Raw genomic sequence first — 16,045 nt, 5'->3', positions numbered from 1 at the left:
TCAGGCAGGGTTAGGAATATCAATAAAGGTAACATCCAGATCGGTCGTTTCCGTCAGCCATTCGCTGAGGGCGCGAATGCCGCCCCGCTCGGTGGCGTGGTGGCCGGCGGCATAAAAATGCAGGCCCTGCTCGCGGGCAGAGTGAATAGTTTGTTCCGACACCTCGCCGGTGATAAAGGCGTCCACGCCAAAGCGCGCCGCGGCGTCGATAAAGCTCTGGCCGCCGCCGGTACACCAGGCGACGCGGCTGACGGTGTCCGGCCCGGTATCGCCGCACCACAGCGGCTTGCGCCCCAGTCGCGCTTCGATCCACGAGGCCAGTTCGAGGCCGGAAACCGGCATCGACAGCTCGCCCCAAGGCACCAGCGGTTCGATTTCGCCGAGCACGTTAATCCCCAGCAGATGCGCCAGCTGCGCGTTATTGCCCAGCTCCGGATGGGCATCCAGCGGCAGGTGCCAACCGTAGAGATTGATATCGTTGGCCAGCAGGGTTTTCAGGCGACGGCGCTTCATGCCGCGGATCACTGGCGATTCGTTTTTCCAGAAATAGCCGTGATGAACAATCACCGCATCCGCCTGCAGACGGACGGCCTCATCCAGCAGCGCCTGGCAGGCCGTCACTCCGGTGACGATCTTGTGCACCGTTTCGCGTCCTTCCACCTGCAGACCGTTAGGGGCGAAGTCACTGATGGCCGCACTATTGAGCTTGTCGTTAATCAGTTGTTCCAGTTCGCTATTTTTCATCGCCACTCCAGCAGATAATCAGGTTATACAAAGGCATAACATAACCATATCCATTCGGGTCGTCGATAGTCCGCTACCGTCACTGACCATGACTTTTTAACGAATCCCGCAATTTGTCTATTCATCCCGCCGCGCATTAGTGTATATTTATGCACCAATAAAGCATATTAAATAATCAGAAAGCCCCTCAAGCCATGAATATGACTGATAAATCGCTATTCATGCAGAACGATCGACTTTCGCTTTACGCCAGGAAACACACTTCATATGCAGACAACATCATCGCAGCCGCGGGCGATCTACTACGTCGTGGCGCTGCAAATCTGGGAGTACTTTAGCTTTTACGGCATGCGCGCCCTGCTGATCCTCTATCTCACCAATCAGCTCAAATATGACGATAACCATGCCTACGCCCTGTTCAGCGCCTACTGTTCGCTGGTCTATGTGACGCCGATCCTCGGCGGCTATCTGGCCGATAAGCTGTTAGGCAACCGGATGGCGGTCATGCTCGGCGCGCTGCTGATGGCCATTGGCCATCTGGTGCTCGGGGCCAGCGAAACCGCTCCGCTTTTCCTGTACCTGTCGCTGGCGATCATCGTCTGCGGCTACGGGTTGTTTAAATCCAACGTCAGCTGTCTGCTGGGGGAGCTGTACGAACCCGCCGATCCGCGTCGCGATGGCGGCTTTTCGCTGATGTATGCCGCCGGCAATATCGGCTCGATTATCGCGCCGATCGCCTGCGGCTACGTACAGGAGGAGTATAGCTGGGCGATGGGCTTTGCCCTGGCGGCCATCGGCATGGTCGCGGGGCTGGTGATTTTCCTCTGCGGCAACCGTCATTTCCAGCATACCGCCGGCGTCAACCGCCAGGCGCTGTGCGCACGCCGCTTCCTGTTGCCGAACTGGGGCTGGCTGCTGGTATTGCTGGTTACCGCCCCGCTGCTGATTGCGGTACTGTTCTGGCAGGAGTGGTCGGTGTATGCCCTGATGGTGGCCACGGCCATTGGCCTCGCGGTACTGGCGCGGATCTACCTGCGCGCCGAAACCGATAAACAGCGCAAGGATCTGCGCCTGATCGTCGTCCTGACCGCCTTCAGCCTGCTGTTCTGGGCCTTCGCCCAGCAGGGCGGGAGCTCCATCAGCCTGTATATTGACCGCTTCGTTAACCGCCATATCATGAGCTACGAAGTCCCTACCGCTATGTTCCAGTCAATCAACGCCTTCGCGGTGATGCTCTGCGGGATGGTGCTGGCGTGGCTGGTGAAAGAGAGCGTGAACGGCAATCGTACCGTGCGCATCTGGGGGAAATTTGCCCTCGGTCTGGGCCTGATGAGCGCCGGGTTCTGCATTTTGACCCTCAGCGCCCGCTGGTCGGCGGCCTATGGTCAGTCGTCCATGCCGCTGATGGTGCTGGGTCTGGCGGTGATGGGCTTTGCCGAACTGTTTATCGACCCGGTCGCGATGTCGCAGATCACCCGCATTGAGATCCCGGGTGTCACTGGGGTGCTGACCGGTATTTATATGCTGCTCTCAGGGGCCATCGCCAACTATCTGGCCGGCGTTATCGCCGACCAGACCTCGCAGGCGTCATTCGACGCCGCCGGAGCGGTGAACTACTCCATTGACGCCTACATTACCGTCTTCAGCCAGATCACCTGGGGCGCGCTGGCCTGCGTCGGCGTGGTGCTGGTCATCTGGCTGTATCATTCGCTGAAAGTCAGGACCCGCCGTCTGGCGGTGGAGTAATTCCTTTTCTGGCGGCCTCCCAGGCCGCCAGCGTCTCCTGCCGCGCCTGCTTGTGATCAACTATCGGGCGCGAATAGTCCAGCGTGATCCCTTGTTTATCCGCCCACGCCCACGGCTGATGCAGGGCCTTCTCCGGCACCTTTGCCAGCTCCGGCAGCCAGCGACGTATAAACACCCCCTGTTTATCAAACTTTTCGCCCTGGGTGGTGGGATTAAATATGCGGAAATAGGGCGCGGCGTCGGTGCCCGTTGAAGCCGCCCACTGCCAGCCGCCGTTATTCGCCGCCAGGTCGCCATCAATCAGCTGGCTCATGAAATAGCGCTCGCCCGCCCGCCAGTCGAGGCGCAAATCTTTGGTCAGGAAGCTGGCGACAATCATGCGCAACCGGTTATGCATCCAGCCGGTGGCGTTAAGCTGGCGCATGGCGGCATCAACAATTGGAAAACCGGTCTCCCCGCGCTGCCAGGCCTGTAGGGCGGCCTCCTCTGCGCGCCAGGCGACCTTATCTGTCCAGGCAGTAAATGGCCGCCCTTTACAGAGCTTCGGATAGTAGACCATCAGATGGCGGTAAAACTCGCGCCAGATCAGCTCGTTAAGCCAGGTGGCGCCGGCTCCGCCGTCCAGCGCGGCGGGATGTTCCGTCAGCAGACGATGCAGGCACTGGCGGGGGGACAGCACGCCGATGGCCAGGCAGGGCGACAGGCGACTGGTCCCTTCCACGGCCGGGAAGTCGCGCTGCCCCTCGTAATCCGCCGCCGCTTGCTGACAAAACGCGCGCAGACGCGCCAGCGCCGTTTTTTCATCCGCGGCAAACAGCAGCCCGTCGAACGGCGTTTGCGGGTAGTTAAGCTCAGGCAGCGGCGGCGCCTGGCGGGCAGGCGCCTGGCGCGGCTTCGGGGCCGCCACGCACGCCGGCAGTCCGTCCCGCAGACGGCGAATAAACGCATTTTTAAACGGGGTGAAGACTTTATACATTTCGCCGCCACCGGTCAGTACGCTGCCGGGCGGCAACAGGACGCTGTCGTCAAAGCCCTGGCAAATCACGTCGCGCAAGGTGTTCTCAACGGCGGCATCGCGCTGGCGTTCATTGAATTCGTACTGATAGTTGTAGAACAGGTGACTGACCTGATGCTGCTGGCAAAAATCGGCCAGCCGTTCGACGCTGGCGGTAAAATCGTCCGCCTCTTCTACCCACAGCGGTATGCCCCGTTCCGCCAGCGCGGCATGCAGACTCTGTAAATGGCTGGTGATAAAAGCGGCCTGCCGTGGCGCCAGGTGATGTTCACGCCACTGCCCCGGGGTGGCGATATACAGCGCCAGCACCTGCGCCTGCGGATCGCGGCAGGCGGCAGCCAGCGCCAGGTTATCGTGAATGCGTAAATCCGTGCGTAACCAGACCAGATGGGTGGCCATATCACTCCTTATTATCCGTCAGCAATACTCATCTTATGATCTAAGCCGGCAAAAATAGCGCGCTCCGGCAAAATACGCACCTGCCAATTCCAAGGCGGCGCATAAAAACGAGTGTAGACAAGCGGCGAAAAAAAACCGCCGGGGCAACCCGGCGGTCTTGTTATTTTCTTCGCAGCAGGAGGATTAATAGAAATCGTGAGCGGCTTTCTCCGCCTGCGCCATCCACACCGGCTGCTCGCTGGTTTTCGACCACACCCGGTGCAGCCAGCTGTAGTAACGGGCGCGATCTTTCCAGAACAGCATCACCGGCAGCGCCGCGACGCCAGCCACGACGGCGAAAGCACGACGCAGCAAAATAATATGAGCAGGATAAGCTTTGTACAACGCCATCATTTCTCTCCCCTTTGTCAGGCCGGCAAGCAGCGCCGGTAAAATTAATCATGTTTGTCTGAGCAAAATAATACCGCTCTGCTTGTAATTTTACTACTCATCCGACCACTAAAAAGCACGTATTTATACTTAATTTACATTCGCCACGTAAATTAGTTACGAAAAAGTTAAATTAATACTAACCATCAGTTAATTTGTGCCTTTGTCATTTTTATACTTTTTTTACACCGCACCCGCGGATTTTTGCGAAATCTTTGCGCCGTAATTTCTATCCTCCAGGTAAATCGAAAACACACCCGGAGGTGGATTGTGACTGCAGGCGTACTCACTGGCGTTGGGCTGGTGTTCCTGTTACTGGCTTATCTGGTTTATGCCTTGATACATGCGGAGGCATTCTGATGGCTGCCCAGGGATTTTTATTATTAGCCAGCTATCTGCTGGTATTGCTGGTGCTGGCGCGCCCGCTGGGGATGTGTCTGGCAAGAATGGTGAACGATATCCCGCTTCCCGGCCTGGCCGGGGTCGAGCGCGTCCTGTGGCGCGTGGCCGGGATCCGCGCCGAAGAGATGGGCTGGCTGCAGTATTTGCTGGCGCTCCTGCTGTTTAACGCCCTCGGCGGCCTGGCGCTGTTTGCCCTGCTGATGCTCCAGGGCGTGCTGCCGTTTAACCCGCAGCACCTGCCGGGGCTGTCATGGGATCTGGCGCTCAATACCGCGATCAGCTTTGTCAGCAATACCAACTGGCAGGCTTACGCCGGCGAAAGCACCATGAGTTATCTCAGCCAGATGGTCGGCCTGACGGTGCAGAATTTCCTCTCCGCCGCCACCGGCATCGCCGTGGTCTTCGCCCTGACCCGCGCCTTCGCCCGGCAGAAAATGTCGACCCTCGGCAATGCCTGGGTCGATCTGACGCGCATTACCCTGTGGCTGCTGCTGCCGCTCTCTCTGCTGGTGGCCCTGTTCTTTATTCAGCAGGGCGTGCCGCAGAATCTGCAGGCCTACCAGCCCTTTACCACCCTCGAAGGGGTGCACCAGCTGCTGCCGATGGGGCCTGTCGCCTCACAGGAAGCGATTAAGCTGCTGGGCACTAACGGCGGCGGTTTCTTCAATGCCAACTCCGCCCATCCGTTTGAAAACCCGACCGCGCTGACCAATCTCGTGCAGATGCTGGCGATCTTCCTGATCCCGGCGGCGCTGTGCTTCGCCTTCGGCGAGGTGGTAAGCGATCGGCGTCAGGGACGCGCCATCCTGTGGGCAATGACGCTGATCTTTATCCTCTGCGTCGCCGTGGTGATGTGGGCGGAGACCCGCGGCAATCCGCATCTGCTGACGCTGGGTGCCGACAGCAGCCTGAATATGGAAGGAAAAGAGAGTCGCTTCGGTATTCTCGCCAGCAGTCTGTTCGCGGTGATCACCACCGCCGCCTCCTGCGGCGCGGTCAATGCCATGCATGACTCCTTCACCGCGCTGGGCGGCATGGTGCCGATGTGGCTGATGCAGATTGGCGAAGTGGTATTCGGCGGCGTCGGCTCGGGCCTGTACGGCATGCTGCTGTTCGTTATGCTGGCGGTATTTATCGCCGGGCTGATGGTCGGCCGCACCCCGGAGTACCTCGGGAAGAAAATCGATGTCCGGGAAATGAAAATGATCGCCCTCGCCATTCTGGTCACCCCGACGCTGGTGCTGCTTGGCACGGCGCTGGCGATGATGACCGACGCCGGCCGCGCCGGGATGTTCAACCCTGGACCGCACGGCTTTAGCGAAGTGCTATACGCCGTCACCTCGGCGGCCAATAACAACGGCAGCGCCTTCGCTGGCCTGGGCGCGGCGACGCCGTTCTGGAACCTGCTGCTGGCGTTCTGCATGCTGGTCGGCCGCTTCGCCGTCATCATTCCGGTGATGGCCATCGCCGGCTCGCTGGTGGCGAAGAAAATTCAACCGGCCAGCCCCGGCACCCTGGCCACCCACGACGCCCTGTTTATCGGTTTACTGATCGGCACCGTGCTGCTGGTGGGCGCCCTGACCTTTATTCCTGCGCTGGCGCTTGGCCCGCTGGCTGAACACTTTTCCTTACTTTGAGCGATGCGGAGCACCCTGTTATGAGTCGCAAACAATTAGCCCTGCTGGAGCCGACGCTGGTGCGCCAGGCGCTGCTGGATGCCGTGAAAAAACTCAGCCCGATGGTGCAATGGCGCAATCCGGTGATGTTTATCGTCTGGGTGGGCAGTCTGTTAACTACCCTGCTGGCGATCGCCATGGCTGGCGGCGCCCTGACCGGTAGCGCCACCTTTACCGCCGCCGTCAGTATCTGGCTGTGGTTTACCGTGCTGTTCGCCAACTTTGCCGAAGCGATGGCGGAAGGCCGCAGCAAAGCCCAGGCCAACAGCCTGAAAGGGGTGAAAAAAACGGCCTTCGCCCGCAAACTGCGCGCCCCGCAGCATGACGCGCCGGTCGACCACGTGCCGGCGGAAGATCTGCGCAAAGGCGACGTGGTGCTGGTGGAAGCCGGGGATATTATCCCCTGCGATGGCGAAGTCATCGAAGGCGGCGCCTCGGTGGACGAAAGCGCCATTACCGGCGAATCTGCCCCGGTGATCCGTGAATCCGGTGGCGATTTTGCCTCGGTGACCGGCGGGACACGCATTCTCTCCGACTGGCTGGTGATCCGCTGCAGCGTGAACCCGGGAGAAACCTTCCTCGACCGGATGATCGCCATGGTGGAAGGCGCCCAGCGCCGTAAAACGCCGAACGAGATCGCCCTGACGATCCTGCTGATCGCCCTGACGCTGGTGTTCCTGCTGGCCACCGCCACCATCTGGCCCTTCTCGGCGTGGAGCGGCAATGCGGTCAGCGTTACCGTACTGGTCGCCCTGCTGGTGTGCCTGATCCCGACCACCATCGGAGGGCTACTGTCGGCCATCGGCGTCGCCGGGATGAGCCGTATGCTCGGCGCCAACGTGATCGCCACCAGCGGCCGCGCGGTGGAAGCCGCTGGCGACGTCGATGTTCTGCTGCTGGATAAAACCGGGACTATTACTCTCGGCAACCGCCAGGCCTCCGCCTTCCTGCCGGCTCGCGGCGTGGAAGAGCGAACCCTCGCCGACGCCGCCCAGCTCTCCTCGCTGGCGGATGAAACCCCTGAGGGGCGCAGCATCGTGGTGCTGGCGAAACAGCGCTTTAACCTGCGCGAACGCGATCTGCAGTCGCTGCACGCCACCTTTGTCCCCTTTACCGCGCAAACGAGGATGAGCGGCATCAATATCGATCAGCGCATGATCCGCAAAGGGTCGGTGGACGCCATTCGCCGCCACGTGGAGGCCAACGGCGGCCACTTCCCTGCCGATGTCGATAAACAGGTGGAAGAGGTCGCTCGCCAGGGGGCCACGCCGCTGGTGGTCGCCGAAGGCGAAAAGGTGCTGGGGATTATTGCGCTCAAAGATATCGTCAAAGGCGGCATCAAAGAACGTTTCGCCCAGCTGCGCAAAATGGGCATTAAAACGGTGATGATCACCGGCGATAACCGCCTGACCGCCGCGGCGATCGCCGCCGAGGCCGGCGTCGATGATTTCCTCGCCGAAGCGACGCCGGAAGCCAAGCTGGCGCTGATCCGCCAGTACCAGTCGGAAGGTCGGCTGGTGGCGATGACCGGCGACGGCACCAACGACGCGCCCGCGCTGGCTCAGGCCGACGTGGCGGTGGCCATGAACTCCGGCACCCAGGCGGCGAAGGAAGCGGGCAACATGGTCGACCTGGATTCCAACCCCACCAAGCTGATTGAGGTGGTCCATATCGGCAAACAGATGTTAATGACGCGCGGCTCGCTGACCACCTTCAGTATTGCCAACGACGTGGCGAAATATTTCGCCATTATTCCGGCGGCGTTTGCCGCGGTCTATCCTCAGCTGGCCATGCTGAACGTGATGGGCCTGCATTCGCCCTCATCGGCGATCCTCAGCGCCGTTATCTTCAACGCGCTGATCATCGTCTTTCTGATCCCGCTGGCCCTGAAAGGCGTCAGCTATCGCCCGCTCTCCGCCTCGGCGATGCTGCGCCGCAACCTGTGGATCTACGGCCTCGGCGGTCTGCTGGTGCCCTTTATCGGTATTAAAGCCATCGACCTGCTGCTGACCCTGAGTGGTCTGGTGTGAGGAACAAACTATGTCATTGATTCGTCCGGCACTTGTGCTATTTATTCTGTTAACGCTGCTCACCGGCGGCGTCTATCCTCTGCTAACCACCAGCCTGGGACAATGGTGGTTTAACTCACAGGCCAACGGCTCGCTGATCCGCCTGAACGGTGAAGTGCGCGGCTCGGCGCTGATTGGCCAGAACTTCACCGCCGCAGGCTATTTCCAGGGCCGCCCGTCGGCCACCGCGGAGACGGCGGATAATCCCATGGCCTCTGGCGGCAGCAACCTCGCCGCCAGCAACCCGGCGCTGGATAAAGCGGTGAGCGAGCGCGTGCAGGCCCTGCGCGCCGCCAACCCGGACGCCGACCCGCGGGTGCCGGTCGAACTGGTCACCACCTCGGCGAGCGGTCTCGATAACAACCTGACTCCGGCCGCCGCGCTGTGGCAAGTGCCCCGGGTGGCTCAAGCGCGCCAGCTGAGCGTTGAGCAGGTAACCCAGTTGGTGAATCAGGCCACACAAACCCCGCTGCTGAGCTTCCTTGGCCAGCCGGTGGTCAATATACTGCAACTCAATATGGCGCTGGATGCCCTGAAGGATAAGTAAATGAGTGACGAGCCGCTGCGCCCGGACCCTGACCGCCTGCTGCAGCACACCGCCGCCCCGCATCGCGGCAAACTGAAAGTGTTCTTTGGCGCCTGCGCCGGGGTGGGGAAAACCTGGGCGATGCTGGCGGAAGCGCAGCGGCTGCGCGCCCAGGGGCTGGATATTCTGATTGGCGTGGCGGAGACCCACGGCCGTAAAGAGACCGCCGCGATGCTGCAGGGCCTGAGCACCCTGCCGCCGCGGCGGCTTGCCCATCGCGGGCGGTACGTCTATGAGTTCGATCTCGACGCCGCCCTCGCCCGCCGTCCGGCGCTGATTCTGGTGGATGAGCTGGCGCACAGCAATGCGCCAGGCTCCCGCCATCCAAAGCGCTGGCAGGATGTGGATGAACTGCTGGAGGCCGGGATAGATGTTTTCACTACCGTTAACGTCCAGCATCTGGAAAGCCTGAATGACGTCGTCAGCGGGATCACCGGCGTGCAGGTGCGGGAGACGGTTCCCGATCCCTTCTTTGACGCCGCGGACGACGTGGTGCTGGTGGACCTCCCCCCTGACGATCTGCGCCAGCGGCTCAATGAGGGCAAAGTCTACATCGGCGGCCAGGCCGAGCGCGCTATCGAAAACTTTTTCCGCAAGGGCAATCTGATTGCGCTGCGCGAGCTGGCCCTGCGCCGCACCGCCGACCGCGTCGATGAGCAGATGCGCGCCTGGCGCGACCGTCAGGGCCAGGAGAAAGTCTGGCACACCCGCGATGCGATCCTGCTCTGTATCGGGCACAACACCGGCAGCGAAAAGCTGGTGCGCGCCGCCGCCCGGCTCGCCGCCCGCCTGGGCAGCGTCTGGCATGCGGTGTATGTCGAGACCCCTTCCCTGCACCGGCTGCAGGAAGGCCGGCGGCGGGCTATTCTCGCCGCGCTGCGTCTGGCCCAGGAGCTGGGGGCCGAAACCGCCACCCTCTCCGACCCGTCGGAAGAGAAAGCGGTCCTCCATTACGCCCGCGAACATAACCTCGGCAAAATCGTCATTGGCCGCCAAAGCAAGCGCCGCTGGTGGGATCGCAGCGGCTTCGCCGATCGTCTGGCTCGCCATGCGCCGGACCTCGATCTGGTGGTGATCGCCCTCGATGAGAAACCCTTCCCCCTTGCCGCACGCGCCAGCGACAGCCGTCCGGCGCTGGAGAAATGGCGCCTGCAGCTGCAGGGCTGCGCGGTGGCGGTGGCGCTATGCGCCATCATTACCCTGGTGGCCATGCAGTGGTTGATGGCCTTCGAAGCCGCCAACCTGGTGATGCTCTATCTGCTGGGGGTGGTGCTCATCGCCCTGGTCTATGGCCGCTGGCCGTCGGTGCTGGCGACGGTGATCAACGTCATCAGCTTCGATCTCTTTTTTGTCGCCCCGCGCGGGACGCTGGCGGTGTCGGATGTCCAGTATCTGCTCACCTTCGGCGTGATGCTCACCGTGGGCCTGCTTATCGGCAACCTCACCGCCGGCGTACGCTACCAGGCGCGGGTGGCGCGCTACCGTGAACGCCGTACCCGCCATCTGTATGAGATGTCTAAAGCGCTGGCGGTGGGTCGTAGCCAGCAGGATATCGCCACCACCAGCGAGCGGTTTATCGCCTCCACCTTTCAGGCCCGCAGCCAGCTGCTGCTCCCGGACGCCCAGGGAAAACTGCTGCCCTTAACCCACCAGCCAGGGCTGACCCCGTGGGATGATGCCATCGCCCGCTGGAGCTTTGATAAGGGCCAACCTGCCGGCGCCGGCACTGATACCCTGCCCGGCGTGCCGTATCAGATCTTGCCCCTGAAGAGCGCCGCCCGCACCTGGGGACTACTGGTGGTGGAACCGGAGAATCTGCGCCAATTGATGATCCCGGAGCAGCAGCGGCTGCTGGAGACCTTTACCCTGCTGGTGGCCAGCGCTCTGGAGCGCCTCACCCTGACCGCCAGCGAAGAGCAGGCCCGTCTGACCAGCGAGCGGGAAAGCCTGCGTAACTCGCTGCTCGCCGCCCTGTCGCACGATCTGCGTACTCCGCTGACCGTGCTGTTTGGCCAGGCGGAAATTCTGACCCTCGATCTGGCCAGCGAAGGTTCAAAACATGCCCCGCAGGCCAACGAAATCCGCCAGCATGTGCTCAACACCACCCGGCTGGTGAACAATCTGTTGGATATGGCGCGGATCCAGTCCGGCGGCTTTAATCTGCATAAGGAGTGGCTGACGCTGGAGGAAGTGGTCGGCAGCGCGCTGCGCATGCTCGAGCCAAGCCTCGGCGGCCAGCATATTCAGCTGGATTTACCCGATCCCCTCCAGCTGGTGCATGTCGACGGGCCGCTGTTCGAGCGGGTGCTGATCAACCTGCTGGAAAATGCCCATAAGTATGCCGGCGCCCGGGCGAGCATCGGCATTCGCGCCGAGGCGGACGCCCGGCAGCTGTCGCTGGAGGTATGGGATAACGGTCCAGGGATCCCGGCAGGCCAGGAACAGACTATCTTTGATAAATTCGCCCGCGGCAACAAAGAGTCGGCGATCCCTGGCGTCGGGCTGGGCCTTGCCATCTGTCAGGCCATCGTCGACGTCCACGGCGGGACCATCTCCGCCAGCAACCGGCCCGAGGGCGGCGCCTCATTCCGTGTTACACTGCCGGGAGAAACGCCCCCTGAACTGGAAGAGCTACCTGAGGAATTGTGATTAACGTTCTGATTATCGAAGACGAACACGCTATCCGACGCTTTCTGCGCACCGCGCTGGAAGCCGACGGCATGCGCGTATTTGAAGCGGAAACCCTGCAGCGTGGGCTGATTGAAGCCGCCACCCGTAAGCCCGACCTCGCGATCCTCGATCTCGGCCTGCCGGATGGTGACGGCATTGATTTTATTCGCGACCTGCGTCAGTGGAGCCAGATGCCGATTATCGTCCTGTCAGCGCGTAGCGAAGAGCATGACAAAATTGCCGCCCTGGATGCCGGCGCCGATGACTACTTAAGTAAACCCTTTGGCATCGGCGAGCTGCAGGCCCGCCTGCGCGTCGCGCTGCGTCGCCACGGCGCGGCGCAGGCCGATGAGCCGGTGGTGCGCTTCGCTGACCTGGAGGTCAATATCCCCGCCCGCCGCATCCTGCGCGGCAGCGAAGAGATCCACCTGACGCCTATCGAGTTTCGCCTGCTGGCGGCGCTGTTGAATAATCCCGGCAAAGTGCTTACCCAGCGCCAGCTGCTGAATCAGGTGTGGGGGCCTAACGCCGTGGAGCACAGCCACTATCTGCGGATCTATATGGGTCATCTGCGACAAAAGCTGGAGGCCGATCCGGCACGGCCGCAGCATTTGCTGACCGAAACCGGGATTGGCTATCGCTTTATGCCCTGAATCCCGCCTCTGCAGTACCAGAGGCTGGCGATTTTCAGCCCTTCAGAGAGCAGCAGAAAGCCTGACAGGATCGCTACATGCCGGACGCCGGCAGCCTGAATCAGCCACAGGCCCAGCGATAGCGAAGGCTGCATAAACAGCAGCCTGAGCGGCGCCTGCCCCCAGGCCAGCCACAGCGCATAGCGGCTCTGGCGGAAAAAAAAGATCATCGATAGCGGGATGCTGATAATCAGCAGAACATTCAGCGGGTACAGCCAGACCGCCGCGGAGCCCCAGGTGTGCAGCAGCTGGAGATAAGCCAGCAGATCGTCGTAAAAAGGGAGGCGGCGGTGGGCAATATTCCACCATAAGAATTGCAGGACGAAAAAGAGATCCATCCACGCCCAGAACAAAAACAGGGACTTCCGTTGTATTTTCATCGCTATCCTTGCGAAAAAAATCAGGCCCGCAAGGGGCCTGATGGTAGTGCGTCGTTAAGCGTTCTTCAGCACTTCGCTGACAATCTCTACCGCTTCTTTTTCAATCAGCTTGCGATGCTCTTCGCCGAGGAAGCTTTCGCAGTAGATCTTGTAGGCGTCTTCGGTGCCTGACGGACGCGCCGCGAACCAGCCGTTGTCGGTCATCACCTTGAGGCCGCCAATCGCCGCCCCGTTGCCCGGCGCCGCGGTCAGACGGGCAGTGATCGGATCCCCCGCCAGGGTGTCAGCGCTGACCATTTCCGGAGAGAGCTTGGACAGCGCCGCTTTCTGCGCGGAGGTCGCGGAAGCCTGCAGACGGTTGTAGCTCGGCGCACCGAAGCGTTCCGCCAGTTCGTTGTAATGCTCCTGCGGGTTTTTCCCGGTCACCGCGGTGATCTCCGCCGCCAGCAGGCACATGATGATGCCGTCTTTATCGGTGGACCACGGCGTGCCGTCGAAGCGCAGGAAGGAGGCCCCGGCGCTCTCTTCGCCGCCGAAGCCGAAGCTGCCGTCGAACAGACCGTCGACAAACCACTTAAAGCCCACCGGCACTTCCACCAGCTTGCGGCCCAGATCGTTCACCACGCGGTCAATCATCGCGGAGGAGACCAGCGTTTTACCCACCGCCACCTCTTTGCCCCACTGCGGACGATGCTGGAACAGGTAGTTGATCGCTACCGCCAGGTAGTGGTTCGGGTTCATCAACCCCGCCGGGGTCACAATCCCGTGGCGGTCGTAATCCGGGTCGTTAGCAAACGCCAGATCGAACTTATCGCGCAGCGCCAGCAGGCCGGCCATCGCACACTCTGAGGAGCAATCCATGCGGATGGCGCCGTCTTTATCGAGGTGCATAAAGCGGAAGGTCTGATCCACCTGATCGTTAACAATGGTCAGATTGAGCTTGTAGTGCTCGCCAATGCGTTTCCAGTATTCGATACCGGACCCGCCCAGCGGATCGACGCCCAGCGTCAGGCCGGCTTTCTGGATTGCGGCCATATCGACGATATCCGCCAGCCCTTCGATGAACGGCTGCACCAGATCCTGTTCTTTAACGTGGCCAGAAGCCAGCGCCGCGTCCAGAGAAATGCGTTTCACGCCCTGCAGGCCCGCGGCCAGCAGTTCGTTGGCGCGGTTTTCCACCACTTTGGTGACGTTGGTATCAGCCGGGCCGCCGTTTGGCGGATTGTACTTGATACCACCATCTTCCGGCGGGTTGTGTGACGGGGTGATCACAATGCCGTCCGCCAGCGGACCGCCTTTTTTGTTATGCACCAGAATCGCGTTGGAGACCGCCGGCGTCGGGGTGAAGCCGTTGTTTTCCTGCACGATCACGTCGACGCCGTTGGCGGTTAACACTTCCAGCACCGAAATAAACGCCGGCTCGGAGAGGGCGTGGGTATCTTTGCCGACATAGCACGGACCGGTGATCCCGTTTTTCGCACGATCTTCCGCAATGGCCTGGGCGATGGCCAGGATATGCGGTTCGTTGAAGTTGTGGCGCGCCGCGCTACCGCGATGGCCAGAGGTGCCGAATTTTACCGCATGCTCCGCATTACCGACTTCAGGCTTCAGCACGTAGTACTGAGCAGTCAGTTGGGCGACGTTAATCAAATCACTCTGTTGCGCAGGCTGCCCCGCACGTTTATCGATTGCCATTGCCTGATCCTTCTGGTGCAAATGTTAAAAAGCTAGATCGTGCCGCAAACCTTTTCAATCAGCTCCGCAGGGAACTGCATCGACTGCATGATGTGCTCAATCATGCTGCATTTACGGCCGGTATTGGTATTGGTGATCACCCACCACGGTGTACCAGGAACCTGTTTCGGTTTGGTCTGATTACCGCTTTTCAGCAGCGTACGCGCATCTTCCGCGAAGTAAACGCGCGTGCGGCCGTGCAGAGACTCGGTGGCCTCGGCAAATGCTTTACTGTCCAGGGAGTAGAGGGTCGTCAACACCAGCATAAAACGGTTCACCGCGCGCTTCTGCTCGGCGTATTCATCAGATAACAGCATCTCGCGCATGGCGCGGACTTTATCTTTCACCGGGTTAGCGGGTTTCACCTCAGCGACAGGCGCTGGCGCCAGCGTCGGCGCGGCTTTGCTGACCGGTGTAGCCGGTTGGGAAACGGCGGAAAATTTTAGCATACGCCGTAAAATGTCGGATGCGCTCTCGCCGATATGCAGAGTGTGGCTGGCAATATAGCGATAGAGTTCATCATCAACTTCAATTGTTTTCATCTTAATCCAGTGCGATATCTTTTCTGAATACAAACCGTTGGGATTATAAGTACAAATCCCAACCGCGGATAGCGTCAAACCAGGATGGCGGTAAAACTCAGAAAACTTCTGGGTCTTGCAGCCGGATGGCAGAATGTCCAACATAATACCCTAACCCGACGGAGCGAAAAAAAGAACTTTGCCATGAAATTAAATAGCCGAGCGCAATCTGCACAGAATCCGCACAACCACTCCCCGATCGTGCTGGTCCACGGTCTGTTTGGCAGCCTGGACAACCTGGGCATCCTCGCCCGCGACCTGATCGCCGACCATGATATTGTGCAGGTCGATATGCGCAACCACGGTTTGTCGCCGCGGTCGCCAGAGATGACCTACCCCGCCATGGCGCAGGATCTGCTTGATACGCTCGACGCGCACCAGATCGAGCGCGCCACCTTTATCGGCCATTCGATGGGCGGGAAAGCGGTAATGGCGCTTACCGCCCTGGCGCCTGAACGCATCAGCGGTCTGGTGGCGATCGATATCGCGCCGGTGGATTATCACGTTCGCCGCCATGATGAGATCTTCGCCGCTATCCGCGCCGTCAGCGAATCCGCCGCCAGCACCCGCCAGCAGGCGGCGCAGGTGATGCGCGAGCACCTGCAGGAAGAAGGCGTGATTCAGTTCCTGCTGAAATCATTCGTCGACGGCGACTGGCGCTTCAACGTGCCGGTGCTGTGGGACCAGTATCCGCATATCGTCGGCTGGGAAACCATCCCGGCCTGGCCGCACCCGACGCAGTTTATTCCCGGCGGCAACTCGCCCTATGTGACCGACGCCTACCGCGACGCGCTGCTGGCCCAGTTCCCGCAGGCCCGGGCCCACGTCATCGCCGGCGCCGGACACTGGGTCCATGCTGAGAAACCCGAGGCGGTGTTACGCGCCATCCGCCGCTATCTGACGAGCATCGCCGCCTGATTGG

14 protein-coding genes are annotated in these 16,045 nt (G+C 60.9%); 8 read left to right on the top strand and 6 right to left on the bottom strand.

The features are described from left to right. A complete protein-coding gene (locus RRF55_RS21750; RefSeq protein WP_004176858.1) occupies window positions 1–744 on the bottom strand; it encodes a type 2 GTP cyclohydrolase I in 744 nt (247 codons plus the stop codon). A 267-nt stretch (window positions 745–1,011) separates the two neighbouring features. Between RRF55_RS21750 and dtpD the strand changes: the two genes are divergently transcribed. Then, a complete protein-coding gene (gene dtpD / locus RRF55_RS21745; RefSeq protein WP_021470147.1) occupies window positions 1,012–2,490 on the top strand; it encodes a dipeptide permease DtpD in 1,479 nt (492 codons plus the stop codon). Here the strand turns inward: dtpD and phrB are convergent. Both phrB and RRF55_RS21735 read right to left on the bottom strand, forming a co-directional pair. Beyond that, window positions 2,462–3,904 (bottom strand): deoxyribodipyrimidine photo-lyase, encoded by a 1,443-nt coding sequence (gene phrB / locus RRF55_RS21740; RefSeq protein ID WP_021312502.1) that lies wholly within the window; start codon window positions 3,902–3,904, stop codon window positions 2,462–2,464. The genes dtpD and phrB overlap by 29 nt on opposite strands. Window positions 3,905–4,087: 183 nt before the next feature. After that, window positions 4,088–4,297: a DUF2517 family protein gene (locus RRF55_RS21735; protein WP_004142243.1), complete on the bottom strand. Its 210-nt coding sequence runs from the start codon at window positions 4,295–4,297 to the stop codon at window positions 4,088–4,090. 306 nt (window positions 4,298–4,603) lie between these two features. Here RRF55_RS21735 and kdpF point away from each other — a divergent pair, with 306 nt between their 5' ends. From kdpF to kdpE, 6 genes are read left to right on the top strand one after another with little or no spacing between them, the layout of a single operon-like run. After that, complete coding sequence (gene kdpF / locus RRF55_RS21730) at window positions 4,604–4,693, top strand: K(+)-transporting ATPase subunit F (protein ID WP_020323459.1); 90 nt, start codon at window positions 4,604–4,606, stop codon at window positions 4,691–4,693. Beyond that, window positions 4,693–6,372 (top strand): potassium-transporting ATPase subunit KdpA, encoded by a 1,680-nt coding sequence (gene kdpA / locus RRF55_RS21725; RefSeq protein WP_004142245.1) that lies wholly within the window; start codon window positions 4,693–4,695, stop codon window positions 6,370–6,372. Before kdpF ends, kdpA begins: the two co-directional genes overlap by 1 nt. Window positions 6,373–6,392: 20 nt before the next feature. Beyond that, window positions 6,393–8,441 carry a potassium-transporting ATPase subunit KdpB gene (gene kdpB, locus RRF55_RS21720; RefSeq protein ID WP_004147607.1) on the top strand — a complete coding sequence of 683 codons (2,049 nt, stop codon included), beginning with the start codon at window positions 6,393–6,395 and terminating at the stop codon, window positions 8,439–8,441. Between the two features lie 10 nt (window positions 8,442–8,451). Then, window positions 8,452–9,027, top strand: a complete 576-nt coding sequence (gene kdpC, locus RRF55_RS21715; RefSeq protein WP_004142248.1) for a potassium-transporting ATPase subunit KdpC — start codon at window positions 8,452–8,454, stop codon at window positions 9,025–9,027. Continuing rightward, window positions 9,028–11,715 (top strand): two-component system sensor histidine kinase KdpD, encoded by a 2,688-nt coding sequence (gene kdpD, locus RRF55_RS21710; protein ID WP_032414679.1) that lies wholly within the window; start codon window positions 9,028–9,030, stop codon window positions 11,713–11,715. It begins immediately after the preceding gene. After that, on the top strand, window positions 11,712–12,389 hold the full coding sequence (gene kdpE / locus RRF55_RS21705; RefSeq protein WP_002894776.1) for a two-component system response regulator KdpE: 678 nt from the start codon (window positions 11,712–11,714) through the stop codon (window positions 12,387–12,389). The genes kdpD and kdpE overlap by 4 nt, the downstream gene beginning before the upstream one ends. Here the strand turns inward: kdpE and RRF55_RS21700 are convergent. From RRF55_RS21700 to seqA, 3 genes are read right to left on the bottom strand one after another with little or no spacing between them, the layout of a single operon-like run. Continuing rightward, entirely contained in the window at window positions 12,371–12,808 is a 438-nt protein-coding gene (locus tag RRF55_RS21700) for a hypothetical protein (RefSeq protein WP_032414678.1), read from the bottom strand. The genes kdpE and RRF55_RS21700 overlap by 19 nt on opposite strands. A gap of 54 nt (window positions 12,809–12,862) precedes the next feature. Beyond that, window positions 12,863–14,503, bottom strand: coding sequence for a phosphoglucomutase (alpha-D-glucose-1,6-bisphosphate-dependent) (pgm, locus tag RRF55_RS21695; RefSeq protein WP_002894773.1), 1,641 nt, complete (start codon window positions 14,501–14,503; stop codon window positions 12,863–12,865). A gap of 32 nt (window positions 14,504–14,535) precedes the next feature. Further along, window positions 14,536–15,084 (bottom strand): replication initiation negative regulator SeqA, encoded by a 549-nt coding sequence (seqA, locus tag RRF55_RS21690; protein ID WP_002894771.1) that lies wholly within the window; start codon window positions 15,082–15,084, stop codon window positions 14,536–14,538. A 183-nt stretch (window positions 15,085–15,267) separates the two neighbouring features. Here seqA and ybfF point away from each other — a divergent pair, with 183 nt between their 5' ends. Then, a complete protein-coding gene (ybfF, locus tag RRF55_RS21685) occupies window positions 15,268–16,041 on the top strand; it encodes an esterase (RefSeq protein WP_004152229.1) in 774 nt (257 codons plus the stop codon). The last annotated feature ends 4 nt before the right edge of the window (window positions 16,042–16,045 follow it).

It is taken from the genome of Klebsiella sp. K47 (assembly GCF_051858335.1).
GTDB lineage: Bacteria > Pseudomonadota > Gammaproteobacteria > Enterobacterales > Enterobacteriaceae > Klebsiella > Klebsiella pneumoniae.
This window is presented reverse-complemented; position numbering and strand designations above follow the sequence as displayed.